Origin of the sequence: Paracoccus sp. Ld10 (assembly GCF_045064235.1) — a bacterium.
Classification (GTDB): Bacteria; Pseudomonadota; Alphaproteobacteria; order Rhodobacterales; family Rhodobacteraceae; genus Paracoccus.
The window spans coordinates 106,393-122,458 of record NZ_JBISHD010000005.1; the positions used below are offsets into that span (position 1 = coordinate 106,393).

The 16,066-nt window shown below is 65.1% G+C and carries 13 protein-coding genes; 8 read left to right on the forward strand and 5 right to left on the reverse strand.

The annotated features are described in order from the left end of the window. Nucleotides 1-3 precede the first annotated feature (3 nt). The 3 genes from ACJJVR_RS02825 to cysQ all read right to left on the reverse strand — a co-directional run bounded on the left by ACJJVR_RS02825 (nucleotide 4) and on the right by cysQ (nucleotide 2,676). On the reverse strand, nucleotides 4-900 hold the full coding sequence (locus tag ACJJVR_RS02825; protein ID WP_405402064.1) for a UTP--glucose-1-phosphate uridylyltransferase: 897 nt from the start codon (nucleotides 898-900) through the stop codon (nucleotides 4-6). Between the two features lie 176 nt (nucleotides 901-1,076). After that, nucleotides 1,077-1,877 (reverse strand): 3-deoxy-manno-octulosonate cytidylyltransferase, encoded by an 801-nt coding sequence (locus ACJJVR_RS02830; protein ID WP_405402066.1) that lies wholly within the window; start codon nucleotides 1,875-1,877, stop codon nucleotides 1,077-1,079. A 1-nt stretch (nucleotide 1,878) separates the two neighbouring features. Continuing rightward, entirely contained in the window at nucleotides 1,879-2,676 is a 798-nt protein-coding gene (cysQ, locus tag ACJJVR_RS02835; RefSeq protein WP_405402068.1) for a 3'(2'),5'-bisphosphate nucleotidase CysQ, read from the reverse strand. A 124-nt stretch (nucleotides 2,677-2,800) separates the two neighbouring features. Between cysQ and ACJJVR_RS02840 the strand changes: the two genes are divergently transcribed. The 8 genes from ACJJVR_RS02840 (at nucleotide 2,801) to ACJJVR_RS02875 (ending at nucleotide 12,336) form a co-directional block, all read left to right on the forward strand. Then, nucleotides 2,801-3,622 carry an ABC transporter permease gene (locus tag ACJJVR_RS02840; RefSeq protein ID WP_405402069.1) on the forward strand — a complete coding sequence of 274 codons (822 nt, stop codon included), beginning with the start codon at nucleotides 2,801-2,803 and terminating at the stop codon, nucleotides 3,620-3,622. A gap of 193 nt (nucleotides 3,623-3,815) precedes the next feature. Continuing rightward, nucleotides 3,816-5,732, forward strand: a complete 1,917-nt coding sequence (gene dnaK, locus ACJJVR_RS02845; protein WP_405402071.1) for a molecular chaperone DnaK — start codon at nucleotides 3,816-3,818, stop codon at nucleotides 5,730-5,732. An 83-nt stretch (nucleotides 5,733-5,815) separates the two neighbouring features. Further along, nucleotides 5,816-6,979, forward strand: a complete 1,164-nt coding sequence (gene dnaJ / locus ACJJVR_RS02850) for a molecular chaperone DnaJ (protein WP_405402072.1) — start codon at nucleotides 5,816-5,818, stop codon at nucleotides 6,977-6,979. Between the two features lie 706 nt (nucleotides 6,980-7,685). Continuing rightward, nucleotides 7,686-8,444, forward strand: coding sequence for a DNA repair protein RadC (gene radC / locus ACJJVR_RS02855; RefSeq protein ID WP_405402074.1), 759 nt, complete (start codon nucleotides 7,686-7,688; stop codon nucleotides 8,442-8,444). A gap of 179 nt (nucleotides 8,445-8,623) precedes the next feature. Beyond that, nucleotides 8,624-9,187, forward strand: a complete 564-nt coding sequence (gene petA, locus ACJJVR_RS02860) for a ubiquinol-cytochrome c reductase iron-sulfur subunit (RefSeq protein WP_405402076.1) — start codon at nucleotides 8,624-8,626, stop codon at nucleotides 9,185-9,187. 11 nt (nucleotides 9,188-9,198) lie between these two features. Further along, a complete protein-coding gene (gene petB / locus ACJJVR_RS02865) occupies nucleotides 9,199-10,539 on the forward strand; it encodes a cytochrome b (protein WP_405402078.1) in 1,341 nt (446 codons plus the stop codon). A 14-nt stretch (nucleotides 10,540-10,553) separates the two neighbouring features. Beyond that, nucleotides 10,554-11,345 carry a cytochrome c1 gene (locus ACJJVR_RS02870; RefSeq protein ID WP_405402080.1) on the forward strand — a complete coding sequence of 264 codons (792 nt, stop codon included), beginning with the start codon at nucleotides 10,554-10,556 and terminating at the stop codon, nucleotides 11,343-11,345. A gap of 112 nt (nucleotides 11,346-11,457) precedes the next feature. Further along, nucleotides 11,458-12,336, forward strand: a complete 879-nt coding sequence (locus tag ACJJVR_RS02875; protein WP_405402183.1) for a ribokinase — start codon at nucleotides 11,458-11,460, stop codon at nucleotides 12,334-12,336. Here the strand turns inward: ACJJVR_RS02875 and aroC are convergent. Both aroC and mutS read right to left on the reverse strand, forming a co-directional pair. Continuing rightward, nucleotides 12,324-13,424, reverse strand: a complete 1,101-nt coding sequence (gene aroC, locus ACJJVR_RS02880) for a chorismate synthase (RefSeq protein WP_405402082.1) — start codon at nucleotides 13,422-13,424, stop codon at nucleotides 12,324-12,326. The genes ACJJVR_RS02875 and aroC overlap by 13 nt on opposite strands. Beyond that, nucleotides 13,421-16,042 carry a DNA mismatch repair protein MutS gene (gene mutS / locus ACJJVR_RS02885; protein ID WP_405402184.1) on the reverse strand — a complete coding sequence of 874 codons (2,622 nt, stop codon included), beginning with the start codon at nucleotides 16,040-16,042 and terminating at the stop codon, nucleotides 13,421-13,423. The genes aroC and mutS overlap by 4 nt, the downstream gene beginning before the upstream one ends. Between the last annotated feature and the right edge of the window lie 24 nt (nucleotides 16,043-16,066).

The window sequence follows — 16,066 nt, forward strand, 5'->3', positions numbered from 1 at the left end:
CGGTTATTCGGCCGCCCGGCGCATGGACATCACCTCGTGCAGGTATTCGGAAAACTCGTCCTTCAGCTCGTCGCGCTCCAGGCCAAAGGCCACGGTCGCCTGCAGGAAGCCGGCCTTGGACCCACAATCGAAACGCTGGCCACGGAAGCGCAGACCGAACACGTCGCGGCCCGCCTGGATTTCCTCGGCGATGGCGTCGGTCAGCTGGATCTCGCCACCGGCGCCCTGCTTCAGCTTGTTGAGGTTCTTCATGACCGTCGGCGCCAGGATATAGCGGCCGATCACCGCCAGGTTCGACGGCTGGGTGCCCGTGGCGGGTTTTTCGACCATGCCCTTGGCACGCACGATCGCGCCCATGTCTTCGGCGATGTCCAGAACGCCATAGGCCTTGGCCTTTTCGGGAGCGACCTCCATCGTGGCGACCATGCTGCCGCCGGTCTCGCCATAGGCCTCGATCATCTGCTGCAGGCAGGGCGGCTCGCCCTGGATGACATCGTCGGTCAGCACCACGGCAAACGGTTCATCGTCCGACAGCAGGCGACGGGCGCACCAGACGGCATGGCCCAGACCCAGCGCCTTGTGCTGGCGGATATAGGCGATGGCGCCCGAATCCATGTTGGTCGCGCGGAGAATCTCCAGCAGCTCGGTCTTGCCGGCTTTCTTCAGGCTGGATTCCAGCTCGTGCGCATGGTCAAAGTAGTCTTCCAGCGAACCCTTGCCGCGCGACGTCACAAAGATGAATTCCTTGATGCCTGCCGCACGTGCCTCGTCGATTGCGTACTGAATCAGCGGCTTGTCGACCAGCGACAGCATTTCCTTGGGAATGCTTTTGGTGGTTGGCAGGAACCTTGTCCCCAAACCGGCGACAGGAAAAATGGCTTTTGTGACCTTGCGACCCATGACAGATACCTTTTGTATAACTCGGCGGGACCGGATCCCACCGTATTGGCGCCGATGCCTAGTTCAGCAGCGACATTGACTTCAAGCGCAGGTTATTCCGTCGGCAGCTTGTCGCCAAGCAATTGTCGGGAATTCGCTGAAAATTCACAAAAATTAAGTGTTCCGCAGGCAGCCGATCAGGCCATCGCCATATCTTGCATCATCTGTTCCAGACGCGGAACATCCTGAGGGTTGTTTAGTTCCCAGAACATTCGCCCTCTGGCATCGACCTCGACACAGCGGACATGGCGGCCGCGCTCCAGAAACCGCAATTGCTCCAACCCCTCCAGCCGTTCCAGCGCGCCTTCGGGCCAGGTGGCGTATTCCGCCAACGCCGCGGGGCGATAGGCATAGACGCCCACATGGTGGAAAACCGGGCTGGGCGCATCGGCGGCCACGTCGCCCGGAACAAAGGGGATGACCTCCTTGGAGAAGTACAGCGCCCGCCCCTGATGGCCGAACACCGCCGTGGTCCCGCCGACGCGGCCCGCATGACGGTCGGCGATCAGGTCGGCCCGCATCGCCCCGGTACAGCGCAGCACGGGCGTCGCCACCTGCGCATCAGGGTCCGCCCGCAGGCCCGCCACCAGATCCTCGACGAACCACGCGGGCGTCAGCGGCGCGTCGCCCTGCAGGTTCACCACGATCTCTGGGGTCAGGCCCAGGGTCGCAACGGCCTCGGCGCAGCGTTCGGTGCCGTTGCGACAGTCGGGGCTGGTCATCGCCACCTCTGCGCCAAAGGCCAGTGCGTGGTCGCGGATGCGGTCGTCGTCGGTGGCCACGATCACCCGGTCGGCCCCCTGCACGGCGATGGCCGCGTCCCAGCTGCGCCGGATCAGGCTGCGCGCCTGACCGCCCGCGCCGCGCAATTCGACCAGCGGTTTGCCCGGATAGCGGGTCGAGGCAAAACGGGCGGGGATGACGATGACGACCGACATGTTATTCCTTTACCAGCAGGACACCCGGCGCATAGGCGATGAAGAACGGGTTTTCGAACCCCGGCTCGCCATAGCCCAGCGGGCTGTGGTCGTCGAATCGTACCACCTCGCCGCCCGCACCGCGCAGGACGGCGTCGCCCGCGGCGGTGTCCCATTCCATCGTGCGACCCAGGCGCGGATACAGATCCGCCTCGCCCGTGGCCACCAGGCAGAACTTCAGCGAGCTGCCCGCGCTGGTCATGTCGCGCACGCCATAGCGGTCGATATAGGCGTCGGTGGCCGCATCGCGGTGCGACTTGGACGCCACGACCATCAGGCCGCGGTTGTCGGGCATCGGGTTCACGCCGATGGGCCGGATTTCCCCCGGCACGTCGCCAAAGGGGCCCGTCTCTTCGACGGATCGGCCATCGGCGGTGGTATAGAACAGCCGCCCCTTGGCCGGGGCATAGACGATGCCACGCACCGGCACGCCGTCCTCGACATAGGCGATGTTCACGGTGAAATCGCCACGCCGCTGCACGAACTCCTTGGTCCCGTCCAGCGGGTCCACGATCAGAAAGGTCCGCAGGGTCTGGCCATGGGTGTCGGCCTGCTCCTCGGTGACCAGGGCCACGTCCGGGAACGCCTCGCGCAGCCCGGCCGAGATCAGCGCGTCGGCAGCCTCGTCCGCGGCGGTGACAGGCGAATCATCGGACTTGGAGCGGACGTCGAAATCGTCGGCCTGATAGATCTGCATGATCCGCTCGCCAGCCTGCAGGGCCAGTCGCCGCATCTCGGTGATCAGTCGGTCGAATTGCATTCACTTTCCTTTCCCTGCCAGTGGCCCGCGGCCGCTGCCCGATTGTGCGGGGGTGCTATCCCTCTTATGATGTGCCACGGGTCTATCGGCAAGCGCCGGGCCGCCAATGACGGAGCATCGCCCCTTGTTCAAGCAGCGCCAGAACCGCAACCTTTTCGAAGCGGCTTTCACGACCTTCGCGCTGATCTATCACCAGACGGTGTACAATCTGCGCACCGAACACCGCAACGCGGTGCTGGGCCTGGTCATGACGATGATGCAAAGCGTGGTCTTTGTGGTCGTGTTTCTGGGCATGTACACGCTGATCGGCATCGGCGGGTCACAGATTCGCGGTGATTTCCTGCTGTATATCATGTCGGGGATCTTCATCTTCATGCTGCACGTGCAGGCCGTGGGGGCGGTCGCGGGCAGCCATTCGGTGTCGTCGGGCATCATCAAGCACGAACCCCTGAACGCAGCCGTGCTGATTTCGGGGGCGGCGCTTGCGGTGCTGTACCGTCAGGCGATCAGTTGCCTGGTGATTCTGGCCGTCTATCACATGGTCTTTCAACCGATCACGATCGAAGATCCCGTGGGTGCCGGGTCGCTGTTCCTGCTGTCATGGTTCACCGGCTGTGCGATCGGGCTGATCTTTCTGGGGATCCGGCCATGGTCACCGCAGGCCTGCAAGGTGCTGACGATGGTCTATCAGCGGGTGAACATGTTCGCGTCGGGCAAGTTCTTCGTGGCCAACATGATCCCCAGCTTTATCCTGCCTTGGTTCGCATGGAACCCGCTATTCCACCTGATCGATCAGGAACGCGGCTTTTTGTTCATCAACTATTCGCCGCACCGCACGATGCTGCTTTATCCGCTGTGGTTCGCAATCGCGGCGCTGATGGTGGGGCTGCTGATCAACTTCACCACCCGCAAGTACGAATCTCTCAGCTGGAGTGCCGTGCAGTAGCGCCATTACCCCGGTTTCACGGGCCCGGACCACCGATTTTGCGCTGCAGCAGTGCTTGCGGGGCTGAATTGCATCCCTATATACACCCCCGAAGCGGCTCGGAGGTTCCGGACCGTTCGTCAAGGGATCGGGCCTCGGGGGCCGCAACGGACCCGCAGTCCAAGATATCGCCGCAAGAGAAGGTTAAACACATATGTCAAAAGTCATCGGCATCGACCTCGGCACCACCAACAGCTGCGTCGCCATCATGGACGGCAGCCAGCCGAAGGTCATCGAGAACAGCGAAGGCGCCCGCACCACGCCATCGATCGTGGGTTTCAAGGATGGTGAACGCCTGGTCGGTCAGCCCGCCAAGCGTCAGGCCGTGACCAATCCGACCAACACCGTCTTTGCCGTGAAACGCCTGATCGGGCGCCGCATGGGCGACGAGGCCGTCGAAAAGGACCGCAAGATGGTCCCGTTCACCATCGCGGATGGTGGCAACGGCGACGCGTGGGTCGAAGTGCAGGGTGAGAAGTACTCCCCCGCGCAGGTCAGCGCGATGATCCTTCAGAAGATGAAGGAAACCGCAGAATCCTATCTGGGCGAGACCGTGACCCAGGCCGTGATCACCGTTCCGGCCTATTTCAACGACGCCCAGCGCCAAGCCACCAAGGACGCGGGCAAGATCGCCGGCCTGGAAGTGCTGCGCATCATCAACGAGCCGACCGCAGCCGCACTGGCATACGGTCTGGACAAGAAGGAAACCAAGACGATCGCGGTCTATGACCTCGGCGGCGGTACCTTTGACATCACCATCCTGGAAATCGACGACGGCCTGTTCGAGGTGAAATCCACGAACGGCGACACCTTCCTGGGTGGCGAAGATTTCGACATGCGGATCGTGAACTATCTGGCCGACGAGTTCAAAAAGGAACACGGCGTCGATCTGTCCAAGGACAAGATGGCCCTGCAGCGCCTGAAGGAAGCTGCGGAAAAGGCCAAGATCGAACTGTCTTCCTCCAGCCAGACCGAGATCAACCAGCCGTTCATCAGCATGGACAAGGACAGCGGAACGCCGCTGCACCTGGTCGTCAAGCTGACCCGTTCCAAGCTGGAAAGCCTGGTCGCGGACCTGATCAAGCGCACGATGAAGCCCGTTCAGGACGCGCTGAAGGATGCCGGCTGCTCCAAGGGCGACATCGACGAGGTCGTTCTGGTCGGCGGCATGACCCGCATGCCCAAGGTCGTGGCCGAGGTCACTGACTTCTTTGGCAAAGAGCCTCACAAGGGCGTGAACCCCGATGAGGTCGTGGCCCTGGGCGCCGCGATTCAGGCCGGCGTGCTGCAGGGTGACGTCAAGGACGTCGTGCTGCTGGACGTGACGCCGCTGTCGCTGGGCATCGAAACGCTGGGTGGCGTGTTCACCCGCCTGATCGACCGCAACACCACGATCCCGACCAAGAAGAGCCAGATCTTTTCGACCGCCGAGGACAATCAGGGCGCCGTGACGATCCGCGTGTTCCAGGGCGAGCGCGAGATGGCCGCGGACAACAAGATGCTGGGCCAGTTCAACCTGGAACACATCCCGCCCGCACCGCGCGGCATGCCCCAGATCGAGGTGACCTTCGACATCGACGCCAACGGCATCGTGTCGGTGGCCGCCAAGGACAAGGGCACCGGCAAGGAGCAGACCATCACAATCGCGGCCTCGGGCGGTCTGACCGACGAGGACATCGAGCGGATGGTCAAGGACGCCGAGGCGAATGCGGAAGGCGACAAGACCCGCCGCGAGCTGGTCGAAGCCAAGAACCAGGCTGAAAGCCTGATCCATTCGACCAACAAGTCGCTGGCCGAGCATGGCGACAAGGTCGATGCATCGACCGTCGAGGCGATCGAGCTAGCCATTGGTGCGCTGGAAGAATCGCTCAAGTCCGAAGAGCCGGGCAAGATCCGGTCGGGCATCCAGAACGTCATGGACGCGTCCATGCGTCTGGGCGAGGCGATCTACAAGAACCAGCAGGGCGCCGAGGAAGCCGATCCGTCGGACCGCGACGCACCGCGTGATGTCGACGACGACATCGTGGACGCCGATTTCGAAGATCTGGGCGACGACAAGAAGCGCGGCTGATCGGGGCCGCATCCCCTGACCGGGCCGGTCCGCCTTTACCGCGGGCCGGCCTGTTTCATGGGGACAGCTGAACAGGACGACACATGAGCAAGCGTTGTTACTACGAAGTGCTCGGGGTCACGCGCGGGGCCTCGACCGACGAGATCAAGAAGGCCTATCGCACCAAGGCCAAAGAGCTGCACCCCGACCGCAATCAGGACGATGACACGGCCGAAGCCCGCTTCAAGGAAGCGAACGAGGCCTATGACTGCCTGAAGGACGACAACAAGAAGGCCGCCTATGACCGCTTTGGCCATGCCGCCTTTGAAGGTGGCATGGGCGGCGGCGGCGGTGCGCGCGGTCAGCATCCCGGCGATTTCGGCGCGGCATTCGCCGACGTGTTCGAGGATCTGTTCGGCGACATGATGGGCCGCCGCGGTGGCGGCGGTGGCGGGCGTGCCCGGGCACAGCGCGGCCAGGACCTGCGTTATAACCTGCGCGTCAGCCTGGAAGACGCCTATGTCGGCGTGCAGAAACCGATCACCGTGCGCGGCTCTGTCGCCTGCGGCGAATGCGACGGCACCGGAGCCGAGGGCGCGTCGCAGCCCGCGGCCTGCCCGACCTGTGCGGGCATGGGCAAGGTTCGCGCGCAGCAGGGTTTCTTTACCGTCGAACGCACCTGCCCGACCTGCGGCGGCGCGGGCCAGATCGTCAAGAACCCCTGCAAATCGTGCCACGGTGCGGGGCGGATGGAACGCGACCGCGCGCTGTCGGTGAACATCCCGGCGGGCGTCGAGACCGGCACCCGCATCCGGCTGGCCGGAGAGGGCGAGGCAGGGCTGCGCGGCGGTCCGGCGGGTGATCTGTACATCTTTATCGAGGTTCAGGACCACGCCATCTTCCTGCGCGACGGCAAGACGCTGGCCTGTCAGGTTCCGGTCAGCATGGCCACGGCCTCCCTGGGTGGCGAGGTCGAGGTTCCGACGATCGACGGCGGGCGTGCCCGTGTCAAGGTCGGCGCCGGCAGCCAGACCGGTCGGCAGATGCGGCTGCGCGGCAAGGGCATGCCGCCGCTGCGTCACGGCCCCGGCGCCCAAGGCGATTTTGGCGACATGCTGATCGAGTTGACGGTAGAGACGCCGGTCAACCTGACCCCCCGACAGCGAGAGCTGCTGCGAGAGTTCGAGGCCGAGAAGGCCGACAACAGCCCGCAATCGGACAGCTTTTTCGACAAGGTGAAGGGGTTCTGGGAGGGCATGACCCGCTGAGGTCGGGGATCAGCTCCGACCTCAGCCGGAACGGGCGGTCGTGATCAGGACGGTCAGATAAGTCAGATCTGCGGGCACCTGACCCGACGCGTGGTGACAGACCGCTGCTCTGTCAGACGGTCAACCAAAAGCGATACAAGACAAGCCGCGCTTGTCTTGTATCGCTGCTTTGGTGCGGTACGTTCAGCGGGCGCGCAGCCTCTTATCCCAACACCATGCATCGGTTCGCGGCCAAGCAGCATCGCCGCTCCAGCCAACAGGACGCCGTTCCGAAGGCATCAGGCCACGCGGTCCCGACTGTATGCGCGAACCTGCTGTGCCGGCGTGAAAGCGCTGGATAGGTCGGCGTTTCATCATGAATGACATCGTGCAGCTTTGCGGTGATGCCGCCTGTTTGTGACCGATCTGGCGCATACTTTGCCCTGCACACATCGGCTGTATGCGGCGCGGTGCGCTGTCCCACTGGGCATGTCGATGACCTGTCGTCTAATTGGCACGCTAGGCGGCCAGTCCCACCACGATCATCCGCATGTGGGCGGCAACGAATGGTCGGGGACGTGCCATCTGCGCCCCGCTCAGGCAGAACCTGGCGGCCATCGATCAGATCCCCCTGCGCGGTCTGAAGCATGCCAGGCAAAGGACATCACTGGTGCAGGAGCATAAGGGGTTAACCGTTTCTTCACCAATTCGGGTTCATCTTCCTGGCATGGACCCGAATCGTTCCTTTGGCGAAATGCCCCTGCCCCTGTTCAGCCCGGCTGCGGATGACGTGGTTCCGACCACCAAGACCGCACCGTCGTATCTGGCCGATCACCGGGCACGGTTGCGCGAACGATTTGTCCAGGGTGGCGCGACCGCGATGCCCGACTACGAGCTGCTGGAGCTGGTGTTGTTCCGCGCCATCCCGCGTCAGGACGTCAAGCCGCTGGCCCGCCGCCTGATCGAGACCTTTGGCGATTTCAACCGCGTCGTCACCGCCCCGCCCGCCCGCCTGCAGGAAGTGGAGGGCGTCGGCCCCGCCGTCGTCACCGAACTGAAAATCGTCGAGGCAGCGGCGCAGCGCATGGCCCGCGCCCGCATCATGCACCGCCCCGTGCTGTCCAGCTGGCAGTCGTTGCTGGATTACTGTCATACCGCCATGGCACACCGGGAGATCGAGCAGTTTCGCGTCCTGTACCTGGACCGCAAGAACGTCCTGATCGCGGACGAGGAACAATCCCGCGGCACCGTCGACCACGTCCCCGTCTATCCGCGAGAGATCATCCGCCGGGCGCTGGAGCTGAACGCTTCGGCACTGATCCTGGTGCATAACCACCCCTCGGGCGATCCCACGCCATCGGACAGCGACATCACCATGACCGCACGCATCGGGCAAGCCGCCGAGAGTATGGGAATCACCATTCACGACCACCTGATCATCGGCAGGTCGCGCGAACTGTCGTTCCGGTCCGAAGGACTGCTCTGATCGCCACGACGGGTGCTGCATTTGTGCCGGATGCGGCGATTTGCAACGGGGCGCGACGGCTTATCATCTGGACTGACGAGGAATTGAGGTCTAGAACCGCCCCGCGAAGGCTGCGTTTCGGACGTGGCCCGGAATGTCGTATCGGCCTGCATTTGACGGCCCGAATTGGAGTATGACCCGTGTCCCACGCAGATGACCACGTAGGCACCCGGAGGGATTTCCTCTATTATGCCACGGCGGGCGCAGGCACGGTGGCCGCCGGTGCCGCCGCCTGGACCCTTGTGAATCAGATGAACCCCTCGGCCGATGTGCAGGCGCTCGCCTCGATCCAGGTCGATGTCAGCGGCGTTTCGGCCGGTTCGCAGATCACCGTGCTGTTTCTGGGCAAGCCCGTGTTCATCCGCCGCCGCACCCCCGAGGAAATCGAGGCAGGTCGCGCGGTCGAACTGAACGAGCTGCCCGACCAGAACGCGCAGAACCCCAACCTCGCCGATGGATCGGCCGCCACGGACGCGAACCGCGCCCTGGACGAGACCGGCGAATGGCTGGTGCAGATCGGTGTCTGCACTCACCTGGGCTGCGTGCCGATCGGTGACGGCGCGGGCGATTTCGGCGGCTGGTTCTGCCCCTGCCACGGCAGCCACTATGACACCGCAGGCCGCATCCGTCGCGGGCCCGCGCCGCAGAACATGCACATTCCGCTGGCGTCGTTCGTGAACGACACCACCATTCAGCTGGGTTAAGGAGGGTTATCATGGCCGGAATTCCGCACGACCATTACGAGCCCAATTCGGGCTTCGAACGCTGGCTGCACCGCCGCCTGCCCGTCGCCGGCGTGCTTTACGACACGCTGATGATCCCCACGCCCAAGAACCTGAACTGGATGTGGATCTGGGGCATCGTGCTGGTCTTCTGCCTGGCGCTGCAGATCATCACGGGCATCGTCCTGGTGATGCACTATACGCCGCATGTCGACATGGCCTTCGCCAGCGTCGAACACATCATGCGGAACGTCAACGGCGGCTACATGCTGCGCTATATCCACATGAACGGCGCGTCGCTGTTCTTTGTCGCGGTGTACCTGCACATCTTCCGCGGCCTCTACTACGGCAGCTACAAGGCCCCGCGCGAAGTCACCTGGATCATCGGCATGCTGATCTATATCCTGATGATGGCGACCGCCTTCATGGGATATGTTCTGCCCTGGGGTCAGATGTCCTTCTGGGGTGCGACGGTGATCACCGGCCTGTTCGGCGCCATTCCCGGTGTGGGTGAGACGCTGCAGACCTGGCTGCTGGGCGGACCCGCAGTCGGCAACGCGACGCTGAACCGCTTCTTCTCACTGCATTATCTGTTGCCGTTCATCATCGCAGGCCTGGTCATCGTCCACGTGTGGGCCTTCCACACCACGGGCAACAACAACCCGACCGGCATCGAGGTGCGTCGCACAAGCAAGGAAGAGGCCGCCAAGGACACGCTGCCGTTCTGGCCGTATTTTGTCATCAAGGACCTGTTCGCGCTGGCCGTGATTTTGGCCATCTTCTTTGCGATCGTGGGCTTCATGCCCAACTATCTGGGCCACCCGGACAACTATATCGAGGCGAACGCCCTGGCGACGCCCGCACATATCGTGCCGGAATGGTACTTCCTGCCCTTCTACGCGATCCTGCGCGCCTTTGACGCCGAGGTGTGGCTGGTCCAGCTGGTGCAGTTCGTGACCTTCGGAATCGTCGATGCCAAGTTCTTTGGTGTGCTGGCGATGTTCGGCGCCATCGTCGTGATGGGCCTGGCACCATGGCTGGACACCAGCCGCGTGCGCTCGGGCCGCTATCGTCCGCAGTTCAAGTGGTGGTTCTGGCTGTTGGCTGCGGATTTCGTGGTTCTGACCTGGGTCGGCGCGATGCCTACCGAGGGGCCCTATCCCTACATCGCACTGGCGGCTTCCGCCTATTGGTTCGGCTATTTCCTGGTGATCCTGCCACTGCTGGGCGTGATCGAAAAGCCGGATGCCATGCCCGCGACGATCGAGGAAGACTACAACGAACACTACGCGCCCAAGGTTGGTGGAACCAGCCTGACGCAGCCGGCCGAATGAGAGGACTCAGGAACATGCTGAAAGCATTTGCGATCGCCGCCGTCACGGCCCTTGGCCTGTCCGGACCGGTGATGGCCGCATCTGAGGGCGGGCATATCGAGGACGTCGATTTTCCGCACGAAGGTCCGTTCGGCGCGTACGACCAGTTCCAGCTGCAGCGCGGCCTGCAGGTCTATACCGAGGTCTGCTCGGCCTGCCACGGCCTGAAATACGTCGCGATCCGCACGCTTGCGGACGAGGGCGGCCCCGGCTTGCCCGAGGATCAGGTCCGCGCCTATGCGGCCGAACTGCTGCCGGTCTTTGACGAGGCCATCGGCGAGGAGCGTCCGCGCACCGTCACCGACCACTTCCCGGCGACCTCGGGTGACGGGATGGGTCCCGACCTGTCGTTGATGGCCAAGGCGCGCGCGGGCTTTCACGGCCCCTTCGGCACCGGCCTCAGCCAGCTGGTCAACGGCATGGGCGGCCCGGAATACATCCACGCCGTGCTGACCAGCTATACCGGCGAAGATCAGGAACAGGCCGGCACCCTGCTGCACGGCAACACGGCCTTTCCAGGCGGCTGGATCAGCATGGCGGCCCCGCTGTCGGATGGTCAGGTGACCTACGAGGACGGGACCGAGGCGACCGTCGACCAGATGGCGATGGACATGGCGGCATTCCTGATGTGGACCGCCGAACCCAAGCTGATGGACCGCAAGTCCGTGGGTCTGGTCGCCGTGCTGTTCCTGGTCCTGCTGAGCGCGCTGCTCTATGTGGTCAACAAGCGGCTGTGGGCACCCCACAAGGGCAAGCTGCCCGCCTGATCTGCCCCAACAGAACGACATGACAAGACGCGCCCCCAAAGGGCGCGTCTTTTCGCATCTGGACAAGGCCCCGCCCGCCCGGTCACATGGCCACCACATCGCGGAGGCAATCATGGCAATCTGGAACCTGGGCTCGATCAACATCGACCACGTCTATCGGCTGGACAGCCTGCCCCGCCCCGGCGAAACGTTGGCCTCACGCGGATATACGCACGGTCTGGGCGGCAAGGGCGCGAACCAGTCGGTCGCCGCCGCCCGCGCGGGCGCGATCACGCATCACCTGGGCGCGATGGGCAGCGGTGACGATTGGGTCAGTGATCGCCTGACGCAGGCGGGCGTGGATATGGGCCATGTCGCGCGGCTGGACGATCAGGCCACCGGCCACGCGATCATCCTGCTGGACACGGACGCTGAGAACGCCATCGTCATTCATCCCGGTGCGAACCGTGCCATCAATGAGGCTACGTTGACCGATGCGCTGTCCGTGCTGACACCGTCCGACACGTTGCTGATCCAGAACGAGACGAACGGCCAGGTCGCAGCCGCCAAGGCCGCGCAGGCTCAGGGCGCGCGCGTGATCTATTCCGCCGCGCCCTTTGATCTGGACGCGGTCCGCGCTGTTCTGCCCCATGTCACCATTCTGGCCATGAACGATGGAGAGGCGCGGCAGCTATTCGCGGGTGTCCCCGGCGATCTGCCGGTGCAGGGATTGCTGATCACGCGGGGTGCGCAGGGTGCCGAATACCGCGACCTGACGACCGCACATGTCCATGAACAGCCGTCCTTTCGCGTGACCCCGGTGGATACGACCGGCGCGGGCGATACCTTCGCGGGCTTTTTCGCGGCGGCGCTGGATGGCGGCGCGGACATCCCCGCCGCGCTGCGGCTGGCGTCAGGGGCGGCGGCGGTCAAGGTCACGCGGGCAGGCGCGGGCGACGCCATCCCCACCCGCGCCGAGGTCGACGCGTTCCTGGCCGATCAGCCGATCTGACCGCGCACGCCGCCGGTCTGTGCCCGGTCCATCAGCAGGTGGTCCAACAGCACACAGGCGGCCATCGCCTCGGCCACCGGCACGGCGCGGATGCCCACGCAGGGGTCGTGGCGGCCCTTGGTGATGACCTCGATCTCCTCGCCATGCGCATTGATCGACCGGCGGGGGGTGGTGATCGAACTGGTCGGCTTGATCGCGAACCGCACGACGATGTCCTGCCCGGTAGAGATCCCGCCCAGAATGCCGCCCGCATGGTTCGACAGGAACTCGGGCCCGGCCTCGCCCATGCGAATTTCATCGGCGTTCGACACGCCGGTCAGCGCGGCGGATGCCATGCCCTCTCCGATCTCGACTGCCTTTACGGCGTTGATCGACATCATCGCGGCGGCCAGATCGGTGTCCAGTTTCGCATAGACCGGCGCACCCAAACCCGGCGGACAGCCTTGGACGCAAACCTCGATGGCGGCGCCGACGCTGTTCTGATCCTTGCGGATGCCGTCCAGGTAATCAGACCACGCGTCCACCGCGCCCGCGTCGGGCAGGAAGAACGGGTTGGTGTCGACCGCCGACAAGTCGATCCGATCGCGGTCCAGATGCATCGCCCCCATCTGCACCATATAGCCGGTGATCTTCAGGTCGGGCACCAATTCGCCCAGCACCGCCTGCGCCACCGCGCCCGCGGCCACCCGCGCCGCGGTTTCGCGCGCGCTGGACCGACCTCCGCCACGATAATCGCGCACGCCGTATTTCAGGTGGTACGTAATGTCGGCATGGCCGGGGCGAAAGCTGGTGGCGATATCGCCGTAATCCTTGGACCGCTGGTCGGTGTTCTCGATCATCAGCTGGATTGCGGTGCCAGTGGTCACGCCCTCGAACACGCCCGACAGGATGCGGACCTGGTCGGCCTCGCGCCGCTGCGTGGTGTGTTTCGACGTGCCGGGGCGGCGGCGGTCCATGAACCGCTGGATATACTCCTCTGTCAGGGGCACGCCGGGCGGCACCCCGTCGACAGTCGCGCCCAGTGCGGGTCCGTGGCTTTCGCCCCAGGTGGTGAACCTGAACTCGCGGCCAAAGGTGTTATAGCTCATGGTCGCGTCTCCTGTGACAGGGCTTTCAATTCATAGACCAGCTCCAGCGCCTCGCGCGGGCTGAGCGTGTCAGGATGCACCGCCTGCAGGCGGTCATCCAGCGGGCGGGCCTTGGGCGGGGGCGGCGGGGCGGCCCGGAACAGCGGCAGATCGTCGATCAACGCCACGGGCCGCGCCGATTGCCGTTCGCCCGATTCCAGCGCGTCCAGCACCGCGCGCGCCCGGTCCACGACCGACGCGGGCAGGCCTGCCAGCCGCGCGACCTGCACGCCATAGCTGCGGTCGGCCGCGCCCTTCTTGACCTCGTGCAGGAAAATCACCTCTCCCTGCCATTCGCGCACGGTGACGGTGGCGTTTTCGACCCCGTCCAGCTTGGCCGACAGGGCGGTCATCTCATGGTAATGGGTCGCGAACAGCGCCCTGCAACGGTTGCCCGCGTGCAGATGCTCCATCACCGCCCAGGCGATCGACAGGCCGTCCCAAGTCGAAGTCCCACGCCCGATCTCGTCCAGAATCACCAGCGCGCGGTCGTCCGCCTGATTCAGGATCGCGGCGGTCTCGACCATCTCGACCATGAAGGTCGACCGCCCCCGCGCCAGATCATCCGCCGCGCCGACGCGGGAAAACAGCTGGCTGACCAGCCCGATATGCGCCGCGCGTGCCGGGACAAACGCCCCGGCCTGCGCCAGAACCGCGATCAGGGCGTTCTGGCGCAGAAAGGTCGACTTGCCTGCCATGTTCGGGCCGGTCAGCAACCAGATCGCAGGCGTGGCCCCCGTGGTCAGGTCGCAATCGTTGGCGACAAAACTCTCGGCCTTGCGCCGCAGCGCGCGTTCCACGACCGGGTGCCGCCCGCCCTGGATGACGAACGCGCGGCTGTCATCGACGCGCGGCCGCACCCACCCCTCTCCCGAGGCCAGATCCGCAAAGGCGCAGGCCAGATCGATCTCGGCCAGGGCACGCGCCGCCTGCCCGATGCGCGCCGCCTGATCCAGGATCGCGGCCCGCATTCGGTCAAAGATACCGCGTTCAATCTCCAGCGCGCGGTCGCGGGCGTTCAGGATGCGGGTTTCCAGCTCGCTGAGGTCCACCGTGGTGAAACGGATCTGGTTCGCGGTCGTCTGACGGTGGATAAAGGTCTGGTTCAGCGGCGCGGCCATCATGCGCTCGGCATGGGTGGCGGTCGTCTCGATGAAATAGCCCAGAACGTTGTTGTGCTTGATCTTCAGGCTGCCGACCCCGGCCAGCGCCGCGTAATCGGCCTGCATCCCGGCAATGACGCCCCGCCCCTCGTCGCGCAGGCGGCGGGTCTGGTCCAGATTGTCGTCATGCCCCTCGGCCACAAAGCCGCCGTCGCGCGCCAACAGGGGCGGTTCGGCCACCAGCGCGTCGTCCAGCAGGTCCACCAGCGCATCATGCCCGACCAGATCGCCCGCCGCCTCGCGCAGCACGGCGGGCGCACCGTCCGGCAGGCGCGCGGCAATCGCCGCCCCCTGCGTCAGCCCCGCGCGGATCGCGGTCAGGTCGCGCGGCCCGCCGCGGTCCAGCGCCAGCCGCGACAGCGCCCGGTCCATGTCCGGCACCCGCGCCAGCGCCCCGCGCAGATCGGCCAACAGCCGCGCATCCGCGGCCAGCGCGGCCACGCCGTCGTGGCGCGCCGCGATCAGGTCCAGATCGCGCGACGGCGCGCTGATCCGGCGTTCCAGCAGGCGCGCACCGGGCGCGGTCACCGTGCGGTCGATCGCCGCCAGCAGCGACCCCTCGCGCCCGCCCGACAGCGCCTGCGTCAGTTCCAGGTTGCGCCGTGTGGCCGCGTCGATCTGCATCGCGCCGCCCGCCCGTTCGCGCAAAGGCGGGCGCAACAGGGGCAGCTTGCCCTTTTGTGTCATGTCCAGATAGTCGACGATGGCACCCATCGCGGCCAGTTCCGCACGCCCGAACATGCCAAACCCGTCCAGCGTCTCGACCCCGTACAGCGCGCACAACCGCCGCGCGCCCGCGCCGCTGTCGAACGCCGATGTATGCAGTTCGGTCATCACCGCGCCCGCATCGCCGATCAGCTCCTCCAGCCCCGCGTCGCAGGCCAGAACCTCGCGCGGAGCCAGTCGCGCCAGTTCGGGCGCCAGCCGCGGCAAGGCGCAATCCATCACCCAGAACGCCCCGGTCGAGATGTCGACCCATGCCAGCGCCCCTTCGTCGCGCACCGCCACGAACGCCGCCAGATAGTTGTGCCGCCGCGCCTCCAGCAGCGATTCCTCGGTCAGGGTGCCGGGGGTGACCAGCCGGACCACGTCGCGTGCGACAACCGATTTCGACCCGCGTTTCTTGGCCTCGGCGGGGTCCTCCATCTGTTCGGCGATGGCCACGCGGAACCCCTTGCGGATCAGCGTCAGCAGATAGCCCTCGGCCGCATGCACCGGCACGCCGCACATCGGGATCGGCTCTCCCAGATGGGTGCCGCGTTTCGTCAGCGCGATGTCCAGCGCGGCGGCGGCGGCAACCGCGTCGTCAAAGAACATCTCGTAGAAATCACCCATGCGATAGAACAGCAGCGCGCCGGGATTGGCGTCCCGGATCGCAAGGTATTGCGCCATCATCGGCGTGGGCTGGTCGTTCATGTCCCTGGTCATGGGCGGTTTCTA

What these genes read in the sequence shown, in the direction of transcription:
- ACJJVR_RS02825 (WP_405402064.1), bottom strand. Translation starts at nt 900, where the DNA reads ATGGGTCGCAAGGTCACAAAAGCCATTTTTCCTGTCGCCGGTTTGGGG.
- ACJJVR_RS02830 (WP_405402066.1), bottom strand. Translation starts at nt 1,877, where the DNA reads ATGTCGGTCGTCATCGTCATCCCCGCCCGTTTTGCCTCGACCCGCTAT.
- cysQ (WP_405402068.1), bottom strand. Translation starts at nt 2,676, where the DNA reads ATGCAATTCGACCGACTGATCACCGAGATGCGGCGACTGGCCCTGCAG.
- dnaK (WP_405402071.1), top strand. Translation starts at nt 3,816, where the DNA reads ATGTCAAAAGTCATCGGCATCGACCTCGGCACCACCAACAGCTGCGTC.
- dnaJ (WP_405402072.1), top strand. Translation starts at nt 5,816, where the DNA reads ATGAGCAAGCGTTGTTACTACGAAGTGCTCGGGGTCACGCGCGGGGCC.
- radC (WP_405402074.1), top strand. Translation starts at nt 7,686, where the DNA reads ATGGACCCGAATCGTTCCTTTGGCGAAATGCCCCTGCCCCTGTTCAGC.
- petB (WP_405402078.1), top strand. Translation starts at nt 9,199, where the DNA reads ATGGCCGGAATTCCGCACGACCATTACGAGCCCAATTCGGGCTTCGAA.
- ACJJVR_RS02870 (WP_405402080.1), top strand. Translation starts at nt 10,554, where the DNA reads ATGCTGAAAGCATTTGCGATCGCCGCCGTCACGGCCCTTGGCCTGTCC.
- ACJJVR_RS02875 (WP_405402183.1), top strand. Translation starts at nt 11,458, where the DNA reads ATGGCAATCTGGAACCTGGGCTCGATCAACATCGACCACGTCTATCGG.
- aroC (WP_405402082.1), bottom strand. Translation starts at nt 13,424, where the DNA reads ATGAGCTATAACACCTTTGGCCGCGAGTTCAGGTTCACCACCTGGGGC.
- mutS (WP_405402184.1), bottom strand. Translation starts at nt 16,042, where the DNA reads ATGAACGACCAGCCCACGCCGATGATGGCGCAATACCTTGCGATCCGG.